Origin of the sequence: Streptomyces sp. NPDC053431 (assembly GCF_044544925.1) — a bacterium.
GTDB lineage: Bacteria > Actinomycetota > Actinomycetes > Streptomycetales > Streptomycetaceae > Streptomyces.
The window spans coordinates 747393-762184 of the sequence record NZ_JBITXX010000001.1 but is presented as its reverse complement, the minus strand read 5'-3'; the positions used below and the strand labels follow the sequence as shown (position 1 = coordinate 762184).

The window sequence follows — 14792 nt, the reverse complement described above, 5'->3', positions numbered from 1 at the left end:
CTCAGGAAGGGAACCGACGTGTTCGGGAACTATCTGATCGGCCTGCGTGAGGGGCTGGAGGCCAGTCTGGTCGTCTGCATCCTCATCGCCTACCTGGTGAAGACGGGGCGCCGGGACGCCCTGCGGCCGATCTGGATCGGCATCGGTGTCGCGGTCGGGCTCGCGCTCGCCTTCGGCGCCGGCCTCGAGTTCGGCTCGCAGGAGCTGACCTTCGAGGCGCAGGAGGCGCTCGGCGGCTCGCTGTCGATCCTGGCCGTGGGCCTGGTCACCTGGATGGTCTTCTGGATGCGTCGGACCGCCCGCCATCTCAAGGCGGAGCTGCACGGCAAGCTGGACGCGGCCCTGCAGATGGGCACGGGCGCGCTGGTCGCGACGGCGTTCCTGGCGGTGGGCCGGGAGGGCCTGGAGACGGCGCTGTTCGTGTGGGCGTCGGTGCGGGCCTCCTCCGACGGCACGTACGCGCCGCTGGTCGGCGTGGTCCTGGGCCTGCTGACGGCGGTGTTCCTGGGCTGGCTGTTCTACCGGGGCGCGCTGAGGATCAACCTGGCGAAGTTCTTCACCTGGACCGGCGGCATGCTGGTCGTGGTGGCCGCGGGTGTGCTCGCGTACGGCGTGCACGACCTGCAGGAGGCGCGCTTCCTGGGCGGCCTGGAGAGCAAGGCCTTCGACATCTCCGAGACGATCGCGCCGGACGGCTGGCTCGGCACGCTCCTGAAGGGCGTGTTCAACTTCCAGCCCGACCCGACGGTCCTTCAGGTCACGGTGTGGGCGCTGTATCTGATCCCCACGCTCGCGATCTTCCTGGCCCCGGTAGGGTCGGGTCCGTCCAAGCGGGTGGAGAAGCAGAAGGCGACCGATGAGAAGGCTGAGGCGAACCGGGCGGAAGCGGCCGGCTGAGACGCTGCTCGCGGCGGTGACGGCCACCGGCCTGGCGCTGACCGCGAGCGGCTGCGTGACGGTGCACGGCGAGCGGGAGCTGATCCCCGCGACGAACCGGACCGAGGCCGCGCAGGCCCTCAAGGACTTCACCGACGCCTTCAACAAGGCCGACAAGGCCTATGACCCGTCCCTCGACGCGGGCCGGGTCACCGGTCCGCTCGGGGAGATCAACCAGGCGGGTCTGAGGTCGCGTCAGGTCACCAGCCCCGGCGGCAACAAGGACCACCAGCCGCTGGAGCTCACCGACGCGAAGTACGTCATACCCCGGAAGGCCGGCTGGCCGCGCTGGTTCCTCGCGGACACCGACTCCAACCGGGACACCGACCAGGGCCCCGGCGACAACCGCTGGGTCCTGGTCTTCGTGCGCGGCGGGGCCACGCAGCCGTGGCAGGTCGCCTATCTGTCGATCCTGAGCCCGGACGAGGTTCCCGCCTTCAGGACCGAGGCCGGGTACGCGGTGCCCGTCGCCACCGACTCGAAGGAGCTCGCGGTCGCGCCCGCGGCGCTGGGCGAGCGGTACGTGTCGTTCCTCAAGGACGGGCAGCAGGGGCCGTTCGCGGCCGGTCCGCACACCACCGAGTGGCGGGCCGAGCGCAAGAAGGCGGCCAACCGCCCCGGACTCGCCACGCAGTACGTCGACCAGCCGGAGAGCCGCGGGGACTTCGCGCCGCTGGGCCTGGCCACCGAGGACGGCGGCGCCCTGGTCTTCTTCGCCACCCGCTACTTCGAGCGGCAGACGGCCGCGCCGGGCTACCGGCCGAAGGTGGGCACGGACGTGAAGGCCCTGATGACCGGCGAGCTGAACAGCACGATCACCAAGCGATGGGTGTCCAGCCAGGCGGTCCTGGTGAAGCCGGCGGGCACGGTGGCCGACGGGGTCGTGGTCGTGGGCCGGCTCCAGGGTGTGACGGCGGCGGAGGGGTCGTGACGCCGGGGGCGTGACCCTGGAGGGTCGTGACCCCTGGCTGGACGTGACCCCTGGAAGTGCCGTGACCCGAGAGGGGTCGTGCCCCTCTTCCGCCGCCGGGGCGCGCTCAGCGGCTCAGCGGCTGAGCGGCCAGGCGGCCTCGCGGTCCGCGGACCCGTCCTGCGCGGCCTCCGCCGCCGCGTGGCGGGCGCAGGCGTCGGTGAGGGCCTCCAGGAGGCTCAGCGGCTCGGGCAGCGGGTGCTCGGGGCCGCGGAGCCAGCCGAGCACCGGCTGCACGCCCTCGTCACCGGGGAGCCGGGACGGCGGCACGAGCACGTAGCTGCCGCGGCAGTGCCAGCGCAGGCCCGGATGCTCGTCCATGGTCTCGGGATGGCAGTCCAGTTCGCACGGCCACCACTCGTCCTCGTCCTCGGGGGTGCCGCGGGTGGCGGTGAAGAACAGCATGCGGCCGTCGTCGTCGCGGTCCTCGGCCGCGCCGGAGACGGCGACCGGGCCGACCTCGACGCCCTCGGCGAGCAGCCGGTCCAGAGCGGCCCGGCCGGCGGCGAGGGGCACGTCCAGGACGTCGTGGACCATGCCGGTGGCGGTGATGAAGTTGGCCTCGGGCTCGTTGCGGGCCCAGCGCTCGATCTGGGCGCGGTCGGTGGTCGACTGGGTCTGCCAGGCGAAGGAGACCGGGTGCCGGGCGGGGGTGGGACAGCCGATCCGCTCACAGGAACAGCGGTAGCCGACGGGGTACGCGGCGGGGGCGAGGGGCATCCCCGCGGCGGCGACGGCCAGGAGCGTCTTCTCGCGGTCGTTCTCGACGTCGGCCGCGCTCCGCTTGGGGCGCCTGCGCAGCCACTGTGCGAGTTTGCTCTCCGTGCCGCGGTAGCGGCCGATGCCGTCGCCCATCTATCCCCTCACCTCATGCTCGCCCGTTCGGTCCTACGGGCACTCCATGGTCCCACCATCCTGCGCCCCGGGTGACCGGACTCGGGAACCGGGGTCCGTTCCCCGGCTCAGGGCCGCACGGAGAGACCGCGCAGCGCGTGGTCGACGAGGGCGTCGGCGTAGGCGTGGGTGAGCGGCCGGGTGCGGTGCAGCCAGCGGTGGTGCAGGGGGCCGACGAGGAGTTCGAGGGCGATCCACGGGTCGGCGGCCGGGTCGATGTCGCCGGCCGCCTGAGCGGCCTCGATGCGGCGCGCGAAGGCCTGGAGCCGGGGTTCGAGCAGCTTGGCGGTGAACTCGGCGCCGAGCTCGGCGTCGACGATGCCCTCGGCGGCGAGGGCGCGGGTGGGCCGGTCGAAGGCGGGGTCGTTGAGCTCGTCGACGGTGGCGCGCAGCACGGACCTGAGGTCGGCGGCGAGGTCGCCGGTGTCGGGGATCTCACTTCCGGCCTCGCCGCCCGCAGCCTCGGCGGCCCGCTCGGCGAGGTCGAGGAAGGCCTCCAGGAGCACGGTGGCCTTGGAGTTGGCGGGCCACCAGCGGTAGATGGTCTGCTTGCCGACGCCGGCCCGGGCGGCGATGCCCTCCACGGTGGTCTTCGCGTAGCCGGCCTCGGAGACGAGGTCGAGCGCTGCGGCGTAGATGGCGCGGCGGGAGCGTTCGCTGCGGCGGGAGGAGTCGGGCGCCTTGGTGTCGGACATGGGCTCACGCTACCAGCCGACGAGACGTTCCGTCTCGCCACCCGTTCTTCATCCGAACCACCCGAACGGTCCACTGCGCACGGCCCCCGGAAAGCGGACCATGGGCTCACCGATCAGCATCGACGATCAGCGACCGTAGAGGAGCCCTCTTTGCGCAACACTCCGCGTGAGGCCTCGCCCCGCCGTTACCTGATGTGCGCACCCACGCACTTCGAGGTGACGTACTCCATCAACCCCTGGATGGACCCCACGAAGCCGGTCGACCTGCCGCTCGCCCTCGCCCAGTGGGAGGACCTGCGCGACCGCTACCGCGCGCTCGGCCACACGGTCGAACTGCTCGAACCGGCCCCGGGCCTGCCGGACATGGTCTACGCCGCGAACGGCGCCACGGTGGTGGACGGCCGGGTCCTCGGCGCCAGGTTCGCCCACCCCGAGCGCTCGGCCGAGGCCGCGGCGCACCTGGAATGGTTCCGCAGGAACGGTTACCCGGACGCGGACGTACGGGTGCCGGAGCACGTCAACGAGGGCGAGGGCGACTTCGCCGTGACCGCCTCCTGGATCCTGGCCGGCCGCGGCTTCCGCTCCAGTCCGCTCTCGCACGACGAGGCCCAGGAGTTCTTCGGCCGGCCGGTGATCGGCCTGGAGCTGGTGGACCCGCGCTACTACCACCTGGACACGGCGCTCTGCGTCCTGGACGACGCGGCCGACGAGGTCATGTACTTCCCGGACGCCTTCTCGCCGGGCAGCCGCTCCGTCCTGGAGCGGCTGTTCCCGGACGCCCTGACCGTCTCCGCCGAGGACGCCGCCGTGCTCGGCCTGAACGCGGTGAGCGACGGGCGGCACGTGCTGCTCCCACAGGCGGCGGTGGGCCTCTTCGGCCCGCTGCGGGAGCGCGGCTTCGAGCCGATCGGGATGGACCTGGGCGAACTGCTCAAGGGCGGCGGCAGCGTGAAGTGCTGCACCCAGGAGCTGCGGCCCTGAGCCGGGTCCGGAAGGACCCGCCGGCGCCCGGGGCGGTCGGGCCCTGAACCGGGTCCGTAAAGTCCCGTCGGCCCGCGGGGCGGTCGGGCCCTGAACCGGGTCCGTGAAGTCCCGTCGGCCCGCGGAACGGTCCGGCCCTGAGGCGGGTCCGGAGGGTCCCGCCGGCGCCCGGGCCGTCCCTCGGCCCGGGGCCTCCCCCTACCCCTGGCCCTCCTCCTCCGTGGGCCAGGGGTCTCCCCACTCGGCGTCGCGGGCCTGCTTGTACAGGGGCCCGTGGCGCTTGGTGACGGTCTCCCGGCCGAGGCCCTCGGGGCCGCACAGGTCGAGCAGGACCTGGCCCTTGCGGATCTGGGGCTTGCGGGTGATGCGGGCGGCGGCGGGGCGCACGGGGAACCGCGTCGCGGCGACGTAGCTGTACTTCTCGTCCTCGTACGGCAGCGAGCCGCCCTTCACCCGCCGGTGCAGGGAGGAGCGGCTGACCCGGGCCGCGAAGTGGCACCAGTCGGTGCCCGGCACGATCGGGCAGGCGCCGCTGTGCGGGCAGGGCGCGGCCACGGTGAAGCCCGCCTCGACGAGCAGGGTGCGGGCGGCGATGATCCGCTCGTAGCCGTCGGGGGTACCCGGCTCGACGACGACGACGGCGCGGGCGGCGCGCGCGGCCTCGGTGACGAGCGCGGTGCGGTCGGCCTCGGTGAGCTCGTTGAGGACGTACGAGACGGTCACCAGGTCGGTGTCGGCGAGCTTCAGCGCCCCGCCGATCCGCTCCCGGCGCCACTCGGCCTCGAAGACGCCCCGGGCGAGCTCCTCGCCGATCGCGAGGGCCGGCTCGGCCCAGTCCAGGACGGTGGTGCGGGCCGCGCCCTGCCACGTCTCCGCGACCGCCCAGCTCGCCGCGCCGGTGCCGCCGCCCACGTCCGTGTGCGTGGCGGGGGTCCAGTCGGGCGCGGCGTCCGCGAGGGCGTACAGGGCGCTGCTCACCGCCTCGAAGGTGGCGGGCATCCGGTAGGCGGCGTAGGCGGCGACGTCGGACCGGTCGCGCAGCACGGGCGCGTCGGTCGGGGTGGCCCCCCGGTAGTTGGCGATCAGCCGCTCGACGGCCCGTGCGGCCTGCCGCGGCGGCAGCCCGTCGAGGACCGCGCCGAGTGCGCCGCGCAGGGTGTCTGCGGAGGGATGGGAGGCGTTCACCGGCCCATTTTAGGCGGCTTCCGGGGCCTGCTCGGCAGGCCTGCGCCAGGGCCGGCAGAGCAGCAGGAAGCAGGCGAGGGCGGCGGCCGCGCAGCTCACCTGGACGACGGCCATCGGGACGGCCGTGGCCTCGCCCGCGATGCCGACCAGCGGGGAGACGACGGCGCCGACCAGGAAGGAGGAGGTGCCGAGCAGCGCGGAGGCGGAGCCGGCGGCGTGCGGAGTGCGCATGAGGGCCTGGGCGTTGGTGTTGGGCAGCGCGAGGCCCATCGCCGACATCAGGACGAAGAGCCCGGCGGCGACGGGGGCGAGCCCGGGTTCGCCGAAGACGCCGCTGGTCATGACGAGCAGTGCGGCGGCGGCGAGCAGGATGGTGCCGAGGCCGAAGCCGAGCGCGTTGTCGAGGCTGACCCGGCCGACGAGCAGCTTGCCGTTGATCTGGCCGACGGCCACGAGTCCGATCGAGTTGACGCCGAAGAGCAGGCTGAAGGTCTGCGGGGAGGCGCCGTAGATCTCCTGCACCACGAAGGGCGAGGCGGAGATGTACGCGAAGAGGGCGGCGAAGGCGAGGCCGCCGGCCAGCATGTAGCCGGTGAAGACGCGGTCGGCGAGCAGGCTCCGCATGGTGCGCAGGGCCTCGCCGACGCCGCCCGCGTGGCGCCGCTCGGGCGGCAGGGTCTCGTGCAGGAAGCGCCAGACCAGGAGGGTGAGGACGAGGCCGACGCCGGTGAGGACGTGGAAGACGCCCCGCCAGTCGGTGATCCGCAGGATCTGCCCGCCGATGAGCGGGGCGACGACCGGAGCGACGCCGGAGATCAGCATGAGGGTGGAGAAGAACCGCGCCATCTCGACGCCGTCGTACAGGTCGCGGACGACGGCGCGGGCGATGACGATGCCGGCGGCCCCGGCGAGGCCCTGGAGCAGCCGGAAGCCGACGAGGAGTCCGGCGGAGGGCGCGAACGCGCAGACGGCGGTGGCCAGGACGTACACGACCATGCCGATGAGCAGCGGCCGCCGCCGGCCCCACTTGTCGCTCATGGGGCCGACGACCAGCTGACCGAGGGCCATGCCGGCGAGGCACGCGGTCAGGGTGAGCTGGACGGTGGCGGCGGGTGAGCGCAGCGCCTGGGTGACCTCCGGCAGGGCCGGCAGGTACATGTCCATGGAGAGCGGCGGGAGGGCGGTGAGGCCGCCGAGGACGAGGGTGACGAGCAGTCCCGTCCTCCGTGCGGAGGCGGCCGGTGCGCTGACTGTGTGCTCGACGGTGCTGGTGGCCCGGCCGCTCTCCGGTATCGGCATCGACTACTCCGTTTCGTTGAAATCTTTCCTAGATTACGCGTGTCAGGCGGGCGCGGGACCAGGACTTCCGGCCTCTGTGACCAGGCCGACCCCCGGCCGCCTCACCTTGTCCGTCGGATACGGACCATCCACGTGTCGGACGGATGCGTTCAAGGGGCACGCGTCTGCCGTACGCTGCGCGCCCATGAGCATCGCAGTGGTGACGGGAGCGGGATCGGGCATCGGCCGGAGCGTGGCAAAGGCCCTCGCGGAGGCGGGCTGGCGCGTGGCGCTCGCGGGCCGCCGCGCGGAGGCCCTGGAGGAGACGGCCGCGGCCTTCCCCGACCGGGACGCGGCCCTGTGCGTCCCGACGGACGTGACCTCCGCCGACCAGGTCGCCGCCCTCTTCGAGGCGGTACGGGACCGGTGGGGCCGGGTCGACCTGCTCTTCAACAACGCCGGCACCTTCGCCGGCGGCGGCGTCCCGGTCGAGGACCTCGACCCCGGGACCTGGCGCGCGGTCGTGGACGTCAACCTGACGGGCGCCTTCCTGTGCGCCCAGGCCGCCTTCCGCACGATGAAGGACCAGTCCCCGCAGGGCGGCCGCATCATCAACAACGGCTCCATCTCGGCGCACGTGCCGCGCCCGCACTCCATCGCGTACACGGCGACGAAGCACGCGATGACGGGCCTGACGAAGTCCCTGTCCCTGGACGGGCGCCCGTACCGGATCGCCTGCGGTCAGCTCGACATCGGCAACGCGGCCACGGAGATGACGGCCCGCATGCAGAGCGGCATCCTCCAGGCCAACGGCGAGCTGGCGGTGGAGCCGGTGATGGACGCGGCGGACGTGGCGGCCACGGTGGTGCACATGGCGGGCCTGCCGTTGGAGGCGAACGTGCAGTTCGCGACGGTGATGGCGACGACGATGCCGTACATCGGGCGGGGCTGAGCGCCCCGCCCGGCGCGGCGGGAACGGACAACCGGGCGGCGGGCCGCCCTAGTCGGCGGGCGCCTGGCCCGTCTCGAAGCGGGAGATCTTTCCGCCCTCCACCGTGAAGCGCCACGCGGTCCGCATCGCGCCCCAGGTGTCGTTGCTGTACGTGGCGACGAGGCCGCGCCCGCCGTCGGTCTCGTCCTCGACCTCCATGCGCCCGTTGGAGGAGAAGATCTCCCGCTCGGTCCAGTCGCGGAGGTCGCGCTCGGAACCGTCGTCGGACATGGTCGCGTCCGGCGTGAGGGCGTCGAAGAAGGCCTGCCGGTCGTTGTCGTTGAGGGCGGCGACGAAGGCCCGCACGGCGGGGTCGCTGAGCCGGTCCACGGGAATGGTCATGCCCTACCCGTACACCGGTCCGCCCCGCCGACAGGGGAACCGGGCCGCGCGTCAGCGCCCGGGCTCGGCCACCCGGGCGAGCAGCGCCGCCGACTCCTCGGGCGCGAGGACCCGCACGAGGACCAGGTCGCCGGTCATCCCGGGGAAGAACCGTCCGGCGTCCCAGCTGCGGGTGTACGGGGGCGGGTCGAGGACGACCAGCCGGACCCCGTCGACCACGGGGATGTCGGACGGGTTGCCCTCGTTCCAGATCCACTCGCCGTCGGCGCCCACCAGGTTGAAGGAGCCGGTGGTCGGCACCATGCCGGCACGGTCCCGGCAGCAGGCGACGGCGTCCGCGGACGGCGCCTCGCCGGGCAGGTGGCCGCCGCCGACGAGGGCGCCGGCGAGCAGGGTGTGCAGCTGGAAGTTGTCGCCGATGCCGGAGGCACGCAGTGCGAACCCGGCGCCGGTGGCCCGGTCGATCGCGACGATCGGCTCGTCGTCCAGCACGGCCAGCGCGTACTCCAGGCACTTGAACCGAAACCGGTCCTCCGCCGCCTCGGCGGCCCGGCGCACGGCGGCAAGCAGCTCCGGGCGCCCCGGGGCATCCCGCCGTACCGCGGGCGAGTTAAGCATCGCGACACCGGCCATCTCGAACTCGCGCAGCGACTGCCAGGCCACGACCTCCCGGTACCCGAACTCCTCGACGTCGGCCTCCGTCAGCCCCTCGCCGTCGTGGTCGGGCAGCTCGCCCCTGCCCGCCGCCGTCCAGCGCCGGGCGAACTCCTCGGCCTCCGCGAAGGCCTCATGGGCACAGCGGAACACGTGCGGAGCGCAGGCCGTCGGGTCGGCGCCCCGTTCCACACACGCCCCGACGACCACGGCGACGACGGCCCGCGGCCCGGGCGGCACGTCGGGCAGCAGGGCGGCGAGCCGGGGCGCCGCCTTCCGCAGTCCGGCGTCGTCGGCCTGGCCGAAGGCCCGCTGCAAGGCGTCGAAGGCCTTCTCGGCGACGCCCGCGTCCCTCTGGTGCACGGCGGTCTCGAACTCCGCCACGGCGGCCTCGAACCGCCCACGTCCGAATATCATCCGCGCACCTTACCGACGGCGGGAGACTCGACAGGCTCGACCCCCATGACAGACCCGGTGTCGCCTGCGGACCCTGACGCCGGACGCGGCGGAGGTCTTCGCGGGGCACCTGAGGAGGGTGGCGGAACGCTCGCTGGAGCGGCCCGACGGGTGAGACCGCCGACGACGCCGAAGCCCCCGTCCCGGAGATCCGGGGCGGGGGCCTCACCGTCGAGGGGCAGACGAGTCGGGCTGTACGCCGGGTTCTGTACCCCGGGACCTCGCGGTCGTCGGGGTGACGGCCATCCATCTAGGACCGGCGTTGCCGCCGGCCTCGTGCGGTCTACCCGCGGACTCGGGCGGGCAGCCCTCGATCGTCCGCGCAGGGACGCCGAGGCGTCCCCTTTTGACCTTGCTCCTGGTGGGGTTTACCGAGCCGCCTGAGTCACCTCAGGCGCTGGTGGTCTCTTACACCACCGTTTCACCCTTACCGAGGACCGAGGTCCCCGGCGGTCTGTTTTCTGTGGCACTGTCCCGCGGGTCACCCCGGGTGGCCGTTAGCCACCACCTTGCCCTGTGGAGCCCGGACGTTCCTCGGGAGGATCCGAAGATCCCCACGCGGCCGTCCGCCCGGCTCGTCTGCCGTGCCGACCATGCTACCTGCCGATCCGGTCGGGCCCGCTCAGAGGAATTCGGCCGTCTCCAGGTCGAAGCCGAAGGGCTCGGGGAGGGGAAGGGCCTTGCCGAAGGGCACGGTGTGCGCTTCCCGATAACCACCCTGCTCGGGATCCGTGAACAGAGTCAGCGACGAGGCGTCCCGGTCCACGAGCAGGTAGAGCGGGATGCCTCCGCGAGCACAGGCACGGAGCTTGGTCTCGCGGTCGGCCGCGGCGCGGGTGGAGGTGACCTCAAGCACCATCGCCACGCCGTCGCAGGGCATCCAGGGGGCCGCACCCCCGAACAGATCCCGTTCGACAGGGGCGAACGTGACATCCGGGATGAAGTGATTCCTCGGCAGGTCCGGGGCGCTCCTCAGCAGCAGGCCCTTGTTGCCGGAGAAGTCCATTTCGGTTCGCGCGGACCTCAGCACCTGCCTGACCATCCGACTGATGTACTTCTCGTGGTCCCCGTCCGGCGGCGGCGTCACGATGATGTCCCCCTCGACCAACTCGGCTCGAAAGCCCTCCGGCGTGCCCAGCGCCAGAAAGCCCTCCAGCAGGACGTCGGCCCGCGTGGGTGGTTCGTGCAGCATGGCAGTCATGTCGTCAGGCTCGGACATCGAAGCACCCGCCATCCCTGTGAATCGGGGTCGTTCCCTCGATCGTGGCACATGCCCGGCGCCGGTCCGCTGATCTCCCTTGACCTTGTCGCAGCGTCAAGGTTTCTACTGAAGGCATGACCAAGGGGATGCGGATCGGTGAGATCGCCGCGCTCGTCGGGGTGACGCCGCGGGCCGTGCGGCACTACCACCGGACGGGGCTGCTGCCCGAGCCCGCGCGGCGGGCGAACGGGTACCGGGAGTACGGGATCCGGGACGCCGTGCTGCTCGCCCGGATCCGGCGGCTGACCGAGCTGGGGCTGGGGCTCGACGAGGTCGGGGACGTCATCGCGGACGACGAGGGGCGGGAGCTCGTGGAGGTGCTCGAAGAGCTGGACCAGGACCTGGAACGGCAGGAGCGGGTGATCCGGGAGCGGCGGGCCCGGCTCGCGGAGCTCATCGGGGAGGCCCGGGCCGGGCGGCTGGCGGCCGACGGACCGGTGTCGCCGGAGCTGGCCGGGCTGTTCGCGGAGCTCGGCGACCTCGGGGAGGCGGCCGCGTCGCCGACGGCCGCGAAGGACCGGGCGATGCTGACGCTGCTCGACACCGTCGTCGCGGACGGGGAGCGGGAGCGCCTGATGGAGCTGATGCGCGGGGCGGCCGGGCAGGCGGCCGGGATCTACGCGCGGTTCGACGCCCTGGAGGGACTGGCGCCCGAGGATCCCCTGGTCGCGGAGGCGGCCGCGGCGCTCGCCGCCGTGCTGCCCGACGAGGTGGGGACGGAGCTGCCCGAGGGCGGTCTCGCCGACGTGTTCTTCGGCGAGCTGGCGCCCGCGCAGACCGCCGCCGTGCGGCACGCCCTGCGTCTCGTGGCGGAGCGTGCCCGGTGAGGCGGGCGTCGACCTGGCTCGCGTACGCCCTGCTGCCCGTCGAGCTCGTCCTCGCCGTGTGTCTCGTGGCCGGGGTGCGGATACCGCCCGCTGTCCTCGCCGGCGCCGAGGCGGCCGTGAGCCTGCTGCTGCTCGCCAACGGCGTCGCCTATATGAGGCTGCGGCGGCGGGGGCTGTCCTCCCGGGAGGCCCTGCGCGCGCTCGTGCCGGAGCCGGCCCGGCGGCTCGTACGCCACGAGCTGCGGCTGCTGGGCGGCCTCGGGCGGTGGGTGGCGCGACGGCCGCACGGGGTGGACGCGCCGGGGGCCGAGGCCTTCCCGCACGCCCGGGACCAGGCCGCCCTCATGTACGGCTTCGTCTTCGTCTGCTGCGTCGAGACCGTCGGCGTGTCGTATCTGCTGGCCGACTGGCCCGGCGTCCACGCGGTCATGCTCGTGCTCGACGTGTACAGCGTCCTCTTCGTGCTCGGCCTGCACGCCGCCTCCGTGACCCGCCCGCACGTGCTGACCCCGGAGGCGCTGCGGGTGCGGCAGGCGGCCCACGTGGACGTACGGATCCCGCTCGACCGGATCGCCGCCGTCCGGCACGAGTCGCTCTTCACGCACGAGAAGAAGGACGGCGAGCTGAACCTGGCCGTCGGCTCGCAGACCTCCCTCACCCTGGAGCTCACCGAACCGGTCGACGCGCCGCGGCTGCTGGGCGCGCCGCGCCCCGTGCGGACCGTACGGCTGCACGCCGACGACTCCAGGGCGCTGCACCGGGCCCTTGACCGGGCGCTCGCCCGGACCGGAGCCCTCACGCGGGCGCGAACTGCACCTTCGCCCGTCCCGGATCCGCCTGCGTCAGCCTGACCCGCAGCCGGTCGCCGAGCGGCAGCGGCGCCCCGTCGGCCAGCACCCGGCCGATCACCGCGGGGTCCTCCAGGTGCACGGTGCCGACGTCCGGTTCGTGCTCCCTGACGTCGATGACGACGGAGTCGAAGGTCTCGCCGACGCGGCCGCTGAGCAGCGCCTCCTCGACGATGTCGACGCACTCGCGTTCGGCCTTGTTGGCGAGCCTCACGCCCTTCGCCATGTCCCGGGGCAGCCCGTCGAGCGCGCTCAGCACCCACTCGGGCGGCGCCGTGCCGGCGGCGGCCGCCAGACACAGTTCGCCCGCGTACCGGTCGACGAGGCGGCGCAGCGGGGCGGTGCAGTGGGTGTATTCGTCGGCGACGGCGGCGTGGACGGCGGGCGAGGGAACGCGCCCGTCGGTGAAGGGGGTGTAGTCGGAGCCCTTCAGCAGGGCCGTCGCGTCCTGGAGGAACGCGGCGTGCCGGCTGTCGTGCGGATCGAGCGTGCGCAGGAGGGCCGCGTACGAGACGTGGTGGGGCCAGTCGATGCCGAGGGCCTTCGCGGAGAGCCGCAGCTGGGCGACGGCCCCGTCCGGCGCGGGCGGCAGGGTGCGCAGGATGCCGGTGCCGGCGGCGATCATCAGGTCGGCCGCGGCCATGCCGGTGAGCAGGGAGATCTGGGCGTTCCAGCCGTCGACGGGGAGCGGGGCGCGATACGCGAGGGTGTAGCTGCCGTCGCTCTCGACGACCTCCTGCTCGGGCACGTTCAGGGAGACTCCGCCGCGTTCGACCTCCAGCGCCTCGCGGAGCCGGCCGACGTCCCGGAGGAGGGCGAGCGGCTCCTCCGCGGTGCCGCCGTCGATCTGGGCCTGGGCGCCGGCGTAGTCGAGCTTGACGCGGCTGCGGACGAGGGCGCGGCGGACGTCGGTCTCCACCGTGCGGCCCTCGGCGTCAAGGTCGAAGCGCCAGAGGAGGGCGGGCGCGGTGTTGCCGGGCAGCAGGCTCGCGGCGCCCTCGGAGAGGACGGCGGGGTGCAGCGGCACCTTGCCGTCCGGGAGGTACAGGGTGGTGGCCCGCCTGTGCGCCTCGGCGTCGATCGCGCCGCCGGGGGCGACGAAGGCGGCGACGTCGGCGATGGCGTAGTGGACGCGGTAGCCGCCGCCGGCCCGGCGGGTCAGGTGCATGGCCTGGTCGAGGTCGCGCGAGGTCGGCGGGTCGATGGTGAAGAAGGGGATGTCGGTGGCGTCGTGCCCCGGGAGGTCGGGCTCCTTGGCCGCCCGCTCCGCCTCCACGATGACGGCGGGCGGGAAGGCCTCGGGGATCCCCAGCTCGGTACGGAGCGCGCGCAGGGCGGCCCGCAGCGGGGTGTCCGCTGCGGCGGTCACGTGAAGGTGGCGGCGGGGCATGGACCGAGCGTAGGGCGGGGCCGGGTGCCCGGCACCTCGTACGCTGGCTCTCCGGGGCCGCATCCCCACCCCGTACGTACGAATGGAGAACCGCCGTGCTCGTCCTGTTGCCGCCCTCCGAAGGAAAGGCCTCCTCGGGGCGTGGGGCGCCGCTCAAGCCGGAGTCGCTGTCGCTGCCCGGGCTCGCGGAGGCGCGGGCGGCGGTCCTCGACGAGCTGGTCGAGCTGTGCGTCGCCGACGAGGAGAAGGCGCGCGAGGTGCTCGGCCTGAGCGAGGGCCTGCGCGGCGAGGTCGCCAAGAACGCCGAGCTGCGGACGGCGGGGGCCCGGCCCGCCGGGGAGATCTACACCGGCGTCCTCTACGACGCGCTCGGCCTGGCCGGCCTCGACACGGCCGCGAAGAAGCGCGCGGCCCGCTCGCTGCTCGTCTTCTCCGGCCTGTGGGGCGCCGTCCGGGTGACGGACCGGATCCCCTCCTACCGCTGCTCGATGGGGGTGAAGCTGCCCGGCCTCGGAGCGCTCGGCGCGCACTGGCGCACGGCCATGGCCTCGGTGCTGCCGGAGGCGGCGGGCACCGGCCTGGTCCTGGACCTGCGCTCCTCGGCGTACGCGGCGGCGTGGAAGCCGAAGGGCGAGCTCGCGGAACGGACGGCGACGGTACGGGTCCTGCACGCGCCGACCCGGAAGGTCGTCAGCCACTTCAACAAGGCGACGAAGGGCCGCATCGTCCGCGGCCTCCTGGAGTCGGGCGCGGAGCCGGCGGACCGCGCGGAGCTGGTGGAGGCACTGCGGGAGCTGGGCTACGTGGTCGAGGAAGGCGGGAAGGCGGGGGTGCTGGACGTGCTGGTGGACGAGATCCACTGAGGCGGGCGCGCGGCCGGGGACACCTCCCGCCGCTGCGGGCCGGACGCCGTCGCGGCCGGGGACACCGCCCGCCGTCGCGGGCCCGGCACCACCCGCCGTCGCGGACCGGAGCACACCCGTCCGCTGCAGGCCGGAGGTGCGGACCGGAGCACCACCCGCCGTCGCGGACCGAAGCACCACCGGCCGTCGCGGACCGAAGCGTCACCCGCCGTCGCGGACCG

15 protein-coding genes and 1 other RNA gene are annotated in these 14792 nt (G+C 73.7%); 7 read left to right on the top strand and 9 right to left on the bottom strand.

The annotated features are described in order from the left end of the window. The first annotated feature begins 18 nt into the window (after positions 1-18). Positions 19-897 (top strand): iron uptake transporter permease EfeU, encoded by an 879-nt coding sequence (efeU, locus tag ACIGXE_RS03355; RefSeq protein WP_399742249.1) that lies wholly within the window; start codon positions 19-21, stop codon positions 895-897. Next, a complete protein-coding gene (locus ACIGXE_RS03350; RefSeq protein ID WP_399742245.1) occupies positions 857-1867 on the top strand; it encodes a hypothetical protein in 1011 nt (336 codons plus the stop codon). The genes efeU and ACIGXE_RS03350 overlap by 41 nt, the downstream gene beginning before the upstream one ends. A gap of 114 nt (positions 1868-1981) precedes the next feature. On the opposite strand, the gene ACIGXE_RS03345 is transcribed toward ACIGXE_RS03350, so the two are convergent. Further along, complete coding sequence (locus ACIGXE_RS03345; RefSeq protein ID WP_399742242.1) at positions 1982-2761, bottom strand: bifunctional DNA primase/polymerase; 780 nt, start codon at positions 2759-2761, stop codon at positions 1982-1984. Positions 2762-2868: 107 nt separating this feature from the next. Further along, entirely contained in the window at positions 2869-3495 is a 627-nt protein-coding gene (locus tag ACIGXE_RS03340) for a TetR/AcrR family transcriptional regulator (RefSeq protein ID WP_399742239.1), read from the bottom strand. Between the two features lie 150 nt (positions 3496-3645). Here ACIGXE_RS03340 and ddaH point away from each other — a divergent pair, with 150 nt between their 5' ends. Then, complete coding sequence (gene ddaH, locus ACIGXE_RS03335; RefSeq protein ID WP_399742237.1) at positions 3646-4476, top strand: dimethylargininase; 831 nt, start codon at positions 3646-3648, stop codon at positions 4474-4476. Positions 4477-4674: 198 nt separating this feature from the next. On the opposite strand, the gene ACIGXE_RS03330 is transcribed toward ddaH, so the two are convergent. Together ACIGXE_RS03330 and ACIGXE_RS03325 are read right to left on the bottom strand one after the other, a co-directional pair. Further along, positions 4675-5661 (bottom strand): small ribosomal subunit Rsm22 family protein, encoded by a 987-nt coding sequence (locus ACIGXE_RS03330; protein WP_399742234.1) that lies wholly within the window; start codon positions 5659-5661, stop codon positions 4675-4677. Between the two features lie 9 nt (positions 5662-5670). Then, on the bottom strand, positions 5671-6960 hold the full coding sequence (locus tag ACIGXE_RS03325; RefSeq protein WP_399742231.1) for a Bcr/CflA family multidrug efflux MFS transporter: 1290 nt from the start codon (positions 6958-6960) through the stop codon (positions 5671-5673). A gap of 184 nt (positions 6961-7144) precedes the next feature. On the opposite strand from ACIGXE_RS03325, the gene ACIGXE_RS03320 reads away from it, so the two are divergent. Beyond that, positions 7145-7891, top strand: coding sequence for an SDR family oxidoreductase (locus tag ACIGXE_RS03320; protein ID WP_399742228.1), 747 nt, complete (start codon positions 7145-7147; stop codon positions 7889-7891). Between the two features lie 48 nt (positions 7892-7939). Here ACIGXE_RS03320 and ACIGXE_RS03315 read toward each other — a convergent pair whose 3' ends face one another. The 4 genes from ACIGXE_RS03315 to ACIGXE_RS03300 form a co-directional block, all read right to left on the bottom strand. Then, complete coding sequence (locus ACIGXE_RS03315) at positions 7940-8272, bottom strand: nuclear transport factor 2 family protein (RefSeq protein ID WP_399742225.1); 333 nt, start codon at positions 8270-8272, stop codon at positions 7940-7942. Between the two features lie 51 nt (positions 8273-8323). Further along, complete coding sequence (locus ACIGXE_RS03310) at positions 8324-9343, bottom strand: hypothetical protein (RefSeq protein WP_399742222.1); 1020 nt, start codon at positions 9341-9343, stop codon at positions 8324-8326. 218 nt (positions 9344-9561) lie between these two features. Then, positions 9562-9960, bottom strand: an RNA gene (rnpB, locus tag ACIGXE_RS03305) — RNase P RNA component class A. A gap of 44 nt (positions 9961-10004) precedes the next feature. Then, positions 10005-10583 carry a Uma2 family endonuclease gene (locus ACIGXE_RS03300; RefSeq protein WP_399742220.1) on the bottom strand — a complete coding sequence of 193 codons (579 nt, stop codon included), beginning with the start codon at positions 10581-10583 and terminating at the stop codon, positions 10005-10007. Between the two features lie 146 nt (positions 10584-10729). Here ACIGXE_RS03300 and ACIGXE_RS03295 point away from each other — a divergent pair, with 146 nt between their 5' ends. Both ACIGXE_RS03295 and ACIGXE_RS03290 read left to right on the top strand, forming a co-directional pair. Beyond that, on the top strand, positions 10730-11470 hold the full coding sequence (locus tag ACIGXE_RS03295) for a MerR family transcriptional regulator (protein WP_399743729.1): 741 nt from the start codon (positions 10730-10732) through the stop codon (positions 11468-11470). Then, positions 11467-12321, top strand: coding sequence for a hypothetical protein (locus ACIGXE_RS03290; protein WP_399742217.1), 855 nt, complete (start codon positions 11467-11469; stop codon positions 12319-12321). The genes ACIGXE_RS03295 and ACIGXE_RS03290 overlap by 4 nt, the downstream gene beginning before the upstream one ends. Here the strand turns inward: ACIGXE_RS03290 and ACIGXE_RS03285 are convergent. After that, positions 12266-13708, bottom strand: coding sequence for an RNB domain-containing ribonuclease (locus ACIGXE_RS03285; RefSeq protein WP_399742216.1), 1443 nt, complete (start codon positions 13706-13708; stop codon positions 12266-12268). The genes ACIGXE_RS03290 and ACIGXE_RS03285 overlap by 56 nt on opposite strands. A 95-nt stretch (positions 13709-13803) precedes the next feature. Here ACIGXE_RS03285 and yaaA point away from each other — a divergent pair, with 95 nt between their 5' ends. After that, the gene (yaaA, locus tag ACIGXE_RS03280) at positions 13804-14571 is read left to right on the top strand and encodes a peroxide stress protein YaaA (RefSeq protein WP_399742214.1); all 768 of its coding nucleotides are present in this window, start codon (positions 13804-13806) and stop codon (positions 14569-14571) included. Positions 14572-14792: the final 221 nt, after the last annotated feature.